Here is a 7,580-nt window from a genome sequence, read left to right as displayed (position 1 = left end):
GACCAGCCCGATAGACATCCGTAAAATCCAGCCGTTGCAGAATCCGGCACTCATGGATTATTTGAGAAGCAGGAACATTCCACCTGAAATGGCAGCGCACCATGTGCAGGAAATGTATTACCGTATCGGTGACAAGCCCTATTTTGCGCTTGCTTTCAAGAACGATGCCGGAGGTTACGAGCTTCGCAATCCACGTTTCAAGGGCAGTACATCACCCAAAGACATCACACACATACGGCAGTCAGGCAAAAAGAACGATAGCTGTTTTGTTTTCGAGGGAGTAATGGACTATCTTTCTTTTATCGCCATCCGGCAGAAAACAAATCCCACCTATCCTTGTCTTGACTGGCAGGATTACATTATCCTGAACTCGACCACAAATGTAGATAAAGCCCTATACCCATTGGCAGATTACGAGCATATCCACTGCTTTTTGGATAATGATGAAGCAGGACGTAAAGCCACCCAAGCCATACAAAAAGAATTTTGTTGGCATGTACGTGATTCATCACATCTGTACAGTGAATACAAGGACTTGAACGATTACCTGTGTGGGAAGAAGTTCAACCAAGCAGAGAATAGGATGCAACAGTCAACCCAACAAACGCAGCCGGAGAAACAAAAACAGTCTGCCAAGCAACAACAGCAGGAAAATAAAAATAGACAAACTCCCGGTGAAAAAAGAAAAAGGGGCAAGCGGTTGTAATTAGTAGAACAGGCAAAGCATACCAACGGCAAGCGGTGTGATTTAGGGGAGCAAGGTTATGTTTCGGTAGACCGAAACCTCTTGCTTTGCTCATCGCAAAGAGTAATTTCTCCCGTTGGTCGCAATTTCTAAGATACCACCTAAAAGAAAAAACGTATGACAGAGATAAGAAATAAGACAGGAGGTCGCCCGGCAAAAAACCGGATAGACAAACAAAAACGGGTAGTCAGTACGAAGCTGACCGAACTACAATATTACGCTATCAAGAAGCGAGCCGGAGAATCCGGTCTGCCTATTAGCGAATACGTCCGGCAAGCGGTTGTTTCGGCAGAGGTAACGCCTCGGCTGAACAAGCAGGACGCAGACACTATCCGCAAATTGGCAGGAGAAGCCAACAACCTCAACCAGCTTGCACACTGTGCCAATGCAGGAGGGTTTGCGCTCGTGGCTGTGGAGCTTGTGAAACTGAAAAACAGGATTATTGAAATCATAAACCAGTTATCGGATGATTGGAAAAATAAAAAAGGGAAGCGGATTTAAAGGCTGTGTGAACTATGTACTCGGCAAGGAACAGGCAGCTTTGCTTCATGCGGAGGGAGTGTTAGCCGAAAGCAAGCACGACATTATCCGTAGTTTCTGTATGCAAACAGAAATGAATCCCAGCTTAAAGAAATCAGTCGGACATATTGCGCTAAGTTATTCGGTAGTGGATGTCCCAAAACTAACAGACGAGAAAATGATACAGTTGGCACAGGAGTACATGCGTGAAATGAAAATTACCGATACGCAATATATTATCGTGCGGCATCAAGACCGGGAGCATCCGCATGTACATATTGTATTCAACCGGATAGATAATAGCGGTAAAACCATTTCAGACAGCAACGATATGTACCGGAACGAGCAAGTTTGCAAGAAGCTGAAAGAAAAACACGGACTGTATTTTGCCAAAGGGAAAGAACAGGTGAAACAACATCGTCTAAAAGAGCCGGACAAAACGAAATATGAGATTTACACGGCTGTAAAGAATGAAATCAGAAAATCAAGGAACTGGCAGCAGTTACAGGAGCAGTTAACAGAAAAATGTATCAGCATTCAGTTCAAACACAAAGGGCAGACGAATGAGATACAGGGTATTTCCTTTTCCAAAGGTGAATACACGTTCAAAGGCTCGGAGATTGACCGCAGTTTCAGTTTTTCCAAATTGGATAAATATTTCAGGGATGCAAAGTTGACAACAGCCGGAAGCAACAAGCAAACGATTACCCCACAAACACAGGAACCAGCAATAAACAAAAGTGATGATTCGCTACTGGTAGGTTTAGGCGGTTTGTTTTCCGTTTCGTCCTCTCCGGTTGATGAAACGCCTGACAATCCCGATTTGAGAAAGAAGAAGAAAAAGAAACGACAATTTAAGTTATAGGCGTATGGAAGAAAATTTGATTTTAGAGGGGCTTCTCTCTATGGTTACGGAACTGAAAGAGAAGCAGGAACAACAAGTGACACCAGCCAGCCGGGAGGAAACGATAAACCGACTGGATGTTATCGAGCAGCGTATTTTGGAATCACAAAGGAAACCTACCATTCCTGAAAACATGGTACAGGAGATTTTAAGCCAAATCGCCAGTATCAAGAAAGGACAATCCGAGAATCAGAAACAAGACCTTGAAGATATAAAGGGGCTTATCGTAGCTTCACACAGGTATTTCAAGGAGAAACTAAAGATATTGTTTCCGGCTGACACACAACAATCGGAAAAGTCAGAACCCAGTTCTTGGTATGATAAATTTCTAAACTGGATTACTCCCTATCTGAAACCGAAATTCTTTCTTTTTTCAGCAGGAATACTCATTTGCCTTGTGTCGTTAGTCCTGAATATCCGTTTTGCGGAACGAATGCAGCAGTTACAGGACAATGATATAAAATACCGTTATCTCCTGATGAAAGGAAAGGCAGATGGTAACAGTTTAGATTTGCTGGAAATAAATTTCAGTCGGAAACGGGATAACAGTTTTATCCGGCATCTGACAGATACGGTGACAGATTTTGAATACCGCAGCCGTAAACAAGCGGAAGCGTTGGAGCGTGCAAGACTGTTGGACGAACAAGCCAAACAGTTAAAAAAGGAAGCGGATAAGTTAGGGAAGCCATAGAAAAGAGAGAGCCGGAGCAAGTGATACCCACTACTCCGGCCTATCTGTCTTACTTCTTTTCCCCAAACTGTTTTTCAAAGTTGCGGAGCATGACCGCATTAAACCGTTCCTTGATGAACTTCCGTACATCCGAAGCCCGGTAATAGACTTTTCCGCTAATCAACATATAGGGAAGCTCGTTTTTGCTTCGCAGCCGTTGCAATGTTCTGATGCTAACTTTGAACAATAGGCATAAATCCTGATTATCCAGTAGGTTATCATCTTCGGACAGCACTTTATCTGCATTGCGCAATATTCGTACATCCTTGCAAAGCTCATCCAATTTGTCAAATAGCTTTTGCATCCATTCCTTGAAATCATAGTTTTCTATATACATATTTACTTCATTTTTCAGATTATACATTCTTGTTTCTCAATCGATTGATGAAGCAAAGTTCAGAAAACCAGTGCAAAGAAATTACGGGGTAGCACATGGAATCCCCTATAAATTAAAGCTAAGTTATTGATTATCTATATCCTTTTTTATCATGTTCATTTCGGATAAGGTCAGATAGTCCATTAAGAAATTCGGTTATTTTGCCCGGCTTGCGCTTTATTACATCCTCATGCTTTTGGTGATAGTCTTTTAGTTGGACGTTAAACACCCATTCAAAAGCTTTAGATAAATCAGATAAGAAAGCTGGTTTGCCATTTTTATAGACGATACGTTTGGAAAGGAATAAACCGCTGATAATTTCCATTATATCAATCAGATTTGTTTTGTCTGCCAAATAAAGAGGGGAAAAAGGTTGTTTGTTAAAGTGTGATTTGAATTGCTCCGGGTACTTGATACGCCATTCCACAAGGCGTATTTCATTGTTCAGTAGCCCAATCGCTTCATCAATGAGATACAAATAAGGCATTTTTTTCTTGCTCAAACCGCACATGATACGATTTAAGTCTATACAATCCGAAAGAAAGGTAGCGTAGTAAAACGCTATTATTCTGTTCATTGATACTAAAATCAGCCAAGTGAATAGCCAATTCCTCAATAGCTTCCATAAATTCTGATACGGAAACTTTACGTTGTGAGTATTCCGATAATAATCGAAAGAAACTCAAATCTGATATTCTGTTCATACAATAGAAATACTAAATGTTTCTTTATTAAGCATATATATTTGTCATCCCATTAAATAGCATTCAAGTGAAGCTATTGAATAAAAAACATTCCCAGCATTGTGAACTTCTAATTTTTGTGCATCTAAGCAAGAAGTTACCCATAAAGCAGATAAACATCGTATTCCAACTTCCCTACAAGACACAATATCTGAAACTGTATCACCTATATATATCATTTCATCCGGTTGTAACTTATAATCTGCAAGCAATTCCCTAAAATTCTCTGCTTTATTATTTTTGAAAGGATTTCCAGTTTTTACTTTATCAAAACACGTGTCCATATTAAATTGACGTAATGTTATTGTACAACTCTTTTCTCCTTTTCCCGTAACCAAAGCAATAAGAATAGATTTCTTTTTTAACTTCTCAATCAGTTCTGTTATACCGTCAAAAGGACGAGGGCACATTATATGCATTTGTTCGTATATCACGTAGAAGTCATTCAAGGCTTCTTCCCAATTATAACCAACAAGTTTTTTTATCATTCCTTTTTCATTTAGTCCAAAAGTTTCTAAAATATCATTTTCGGATACATCATTAAGAGTAACATAAGGGGTTACTGCCTTTTTTAAGGCTTTGAGGCACATGGGAATTGTATCTCCGATTGTACCGTCTAAATCAAAGGCGACTAATTTAATCATAACCTTACATTTGATTGATTTTCCGTATCACCCGGCAAGGATTTCCTACCGCCAAGCTATTTGCCGGAATATCTTTGGTGACAACACTTCCTGCACCAATCACACTTTTTTGCCCTATTGTCACACCCGGTAAAATAATTACTCCACCGCCAATCCAGCAGCCATCCTCTATCATGACAGGGAGGGCAAAAGTTCGACGGACATATTTACAGCCAGCCGGGTTTTCTGTCAATACAAGCCGTTCATTAAACTCTACCGGGTGAGTTGCCGTATAGATTTGCACATTAGGTGCTACCAGCACATTGTTCCCTATGGTAATCCTATTGCAATCGACAAATGTACAACCGGTATTTACGGTGACATTATCACCGATATGTATATTGCATCCATAATCACATATAAACGAATGACCGACAGAAACATTTGCGCCTATGCTTCCAAACATTTCCTTTAGTACGGCATGTTTTTCAGTCTTTTGTTCATACGGCAAAGAATTGTATTTCATCAACAAGTGATGAGCTTTACTCTTCAAATTCATAAAAAATGGGTCGTGGCAATCATACCATTCACCAGCCAAACATTTTTCCATTTCAGTTTTCATAAGCTATGATTTTAAATATATTGCAAAGTTATACCGATTTTTCGGCTAATTTTAGGTATTATTTTTCGTTATTTTGGTATTAATCCGTTTTTTAGGGTTATATTTATGGCATGAAAAGAGAAAACCTACATCAACCATTCGAAATTAGTTTTAGCGAGCTTGACGAATCCTTGCTAAAAGAGCATGAACATACCTTTTTTGAATTAGTATATATTCTTTCAGGAACAGGCATCCAATGGATTAACAACAATATGTTTCCTTATCATGACGGACATTTGTTTATGATTACTCCCGGAGATACGCATTCTTTCGAAATCCATACAACAACTAAGTTTGTCGACATCAAGTTTAACGACATATATATACATTCTTCTGTTTTCGGTGCTGAAAATATCCAAAGACTGGAGTTTATTCTTCAACATGCTAATCATCAACCCGGTTGTATACTAAGAAATAAAGTAGATAAGCTATTGGTGAAACCCATGATTGAAGCGATTATCAGGGAATATATTAACCGAAATTTATACAGCAAGGAGATTATAACACAAATAATTAATACGATTATTATTGTGGTAGCACGCAATATCGCAATGTTCTTGCCTGAACAGGTGGATGAATGCTCTGAGGACAAATCGCTTGACATATTGCAGTATATTCAAGCAAACATCTATAAAACAGGTAAAATCAGAGCAAAAGATATAAGCCAACATTTTGGCATTTCGGAGAATTATTTAGGACGATATATCAAAAAACATACTAATGAAACTATGCAGCAATACATTTTAAACTACAAACTAAAGTTAGTAGAAAATAGATTATTGCATAGTCAAATGAGAATTTGTGAAATCGTTGAAGAATTGGGATTTACCGATGAGAGCCATCTTAATAAGTTTTTCAAAAAGTATAGAGGATACAGCCCCTCTAATTTCAGAAAGAACAATTTGAAGTAAACCATATACATATCCTTGTTTTTAGAGTTATTGAAACAATAGAAATGACTATTTTTGCATTATATTTATAGATGTCTATGACAAATACAGAAACCATACAATCACTCATCAATAGCGGAGAAGGCTATAATGTAGAGTTCAAAGTTCGTATTCCTTCAAAGGTTCGTGAACTAACAGAAGAAATTTGCGCTTTCGCTAATGCAGACGGAGGATATTTACTCATTGGTGTAAATGATAACGGACAGATTATTGGTACAGGTTTGGAAAATGACAAACGTTCAGCCATTCAAGGCTCTATCAGTGAAATATCTCCGGCTCTCCATTGTGATATGTATGCGGTAAATATCGAGGATAAGACAGTATGGGTAATTGATGTTCCGTCTGGGAAAGATAAACCTTATATATTTTCCGGTTCTATCTTTGTGCGTGAGGGAGCAAACTCACAGAAACTTCGTACTGTCGAAGAAATGCGCAGTTTCTTTCAGGAATGCAACAAAATTTTTTTTGATGCTATCCCTTGTTCATGGTTCAACATTTACACAGATGCAGACGAACAAGCGATAAAAGACTTTCGCACGGAAGCAAAGCTAAGTCCATCGACTGCCAACAAACAGATATTTGAGAATTTAGAACTGTTTACGGATAAAGGAGTAGCCAAGAATGGAGCAGCCATGTTCTTTGGGAAACAACCTGAACGAAAGTTTCCACACGCAGTAACAAGATGTATCCTTTTCAAAGGAACAACCAAAGTATATATCATTGATGATAAAACCTTTGGCGGTCCACTATACCAACAATATTTGCAGGCTATGGCATGGCTGGAAAGTAAACTGCAAGTAGCTTATAAAATTGAGGGAGCAGGACCAAGAGAAGAAATTTGGGAAATTCCTCTTACTGTGTTTAAAGAAGCCATTATTAACGCTCTCTCACATCGTGATTATTACGAACAGGGAGCAACCATTACAATAGAAATGTTTGATGACCGGGTAGAGGTTTCTAATCCCGGAGGGCTTTTGCCTATCGTAGCTAAAGATTTCGGGCACAAGAGTATGACACGTAACCCCTTAATCTTTGGATTATTTACCCGCATGCATTTGGTGGAAAGGGTTGCATCCGGTATTCCCCGTATGCAGGAAGCCATGAAAGAAGCTAATCTTCCTGAACCTGAATTTCATACGGACGGGATGTTTACGGTTGTATTCAAACGTCAGGTAAAGAACTATGTCACCAATGGCATAGTAAATGGCATAGTAAATGGCATAGTAAATGAGAATGAGCAAATGATAATAGATTTACTTAAAACGAAACCGGGATTAAATGCTTCGGAAATAGCTGAAAGTATTTCTAAAAGTTGGAGAACAACCATGC

General features: G+C 38.9%; 11 protein-coding genes. 6 read left to right on the top strand and 5 right to left on the bottom strand.

Annotated features, from left to right (window positions below; genetic code table 11):
* The 4 genes from ABUA47_RS21415 to ABUA47_RS21400 all read left to right on the top strand — a co-directional run.
* The coding region (locus ABUA47_RS21415; protein WP_349832022.1) for a toprim domain-containing protein at nt 1-706 on the top strand (706 nt) is incomplete at its 5' end.
* A gap of 156 nt (nt 707-862) precedes the next feature.
* The gene (locus ABUA47_RS21410; RefSeq protein WP_035449927.1) at nt 863-1,246 is read left to right on the top strand and encodes a MobC family plasmid mobilization relaxosome protein; all 384 of its coding nucleotides are present in this window, start codon (nt 863-865) and stop codon (nt 1,244-1,246) included.
* Nucleotides 1,212-2,129, top strand: a complete 918-nt coding sequence (locus ABUA47_RS21405) for a relaxase/mobilization nuclease domain-containing protein (protein ID WP_035449930.1) — start codon at nt 1,212-1,214, stop codon at nt 2,127-2,129. Before ABUA47_RS21410 ends, ABUA47_RS21405 begins: the two co-directional genes overlap by 35 nt.
* 4 nt (nt 2,130-2,133) lie before the next feature.
* Nucleotides 2,134-2,859, top strand: coding sequence for a hypothetical protein (locus ABUA47_RS21400; protein WP_035449931.1), 726 nt, complete (start codon nt 2,134-2,136; stop codon nt 2,857-2,859).
* Nucleotides 2,860-2,908: 49 nt separating this feature from the next.
* Here the strand turns inward: ABUA47_RS21400 and ABUA47_RS21395 are convergent, their stop codons facing one another.
* The 5 genes from ABUA47_RS21395 to ABUA47_RS21375 all read right to left on the bottom strand — a co-directional run bounded on the left by ABUA47_RS21395 (nt 2,909) and on the right by ABUA47_RS21375 (nt 5,262).
* Nucleotides 2,909-3,235, bottom strand: a complete 327-nt coding sequence (locus ABUA47_RS21395) for a helix-turn-helix domain-containing protein (protein ID WP_035450063.1) — start codon at nt 3,233-3,235, stop codon at nt 2,909-2,911.
* Between the two features lie 130 nt (nt 3,236-3,365).
* On the bottom strand, nt 3,366-3,785 hold the full coding sequence (locus tag ABUA47_RS21390) for an RteC domain-containing protein (protein ID WP_035450064.1): 420 nt from the start codon (nt 3,783-3,785) through the stop codon (nt 3,366-3,368).
* The gene (locus ABUA47_RS21385; protein ID WP_080707072.1) at nt 3,739-3,978 is read right to left on the bottom strand and encodes a hypothetical protein; all 240 of its coding nucleotides are present in this window, start codon (nt 3,976-3,978) and stop codon (nt 3,739-3,741) included. The genes ABUA47_RS21390 and ABUA47_RS21385 overlap by 47 nt, the downstream gene beginning before the upstream one ends.
* 44 nt (nt 3,979-4,022) lie before the next feature.
* Complete coding sequence (locus tag ABUA47_RS21380) at nt 4,023-4,661, bottom strand: HAD family hydrolase (RefSeq protein WP_035449933.1); 639 nt, start codon at nt 4,659-4,661, stop codon at nt 4,023-4,025.
* Nucleotides 4,662-4,665: 4 nt separating this feature from the next.
* Nucleotides 4,666-5,262 carry a sugar O-acetyltransferase gene (locus tag ABUA47_RS21375; RefSeq protein ID WP_035449936.1) on the bottom strand — a complete coding sequence of 199 codons (597 nt, stop codon included), beginning with the start codon at nt 5,260-5,262 and terminating at the stop codon, nt 4,666-4,668.
* Between the two features lie 110 nt (nt 5,263-5,372).
* Here ABUA47_RS21375 and ABUA47_RS21370 point away from each other — a divergent pair, with 110 nt between their 5' ends.
* Both ABUA47_RS21370 and ABUA47_RS21365 read left to right on the top strand, forming a co-directional pair.
* Nucleotides 5,373-6,212, top strand: a complete 840-nt coding sequence (locus ABUA47_RS21370) for an AraC family transcriptional regulator (protein ID WP_035449938.1) — start codon at nt 5,373-5,375, stop codon at nt 6,210-6,212.
* A 77-nt stretch (nt 6,213-6,289) separates the two neighbouring features.
* Nucleotides 6,290-7,580: ATP-binding protein (locus ABUA47_RS21365; RefSeq protein ID WP_349832021.1), on the top strand; the 1,291-nt coding region annotated here is incomplete at its 3' end.

This window comes from Bacteroides sp. RTP31139st1_H2_RTP31139_211217 (assembly GCF_040227615.1).
GTDB lineage: Bacteria > Bacteroidota > Bacteroidia > Bacteroidales > Bacteroidaceae > Bacteroides > Bacteroides uniformis.
Note: the sequence above shows the minus strand (reverse complement) of the source record. Positions and strands in the feature narration are given on the sequence as shown.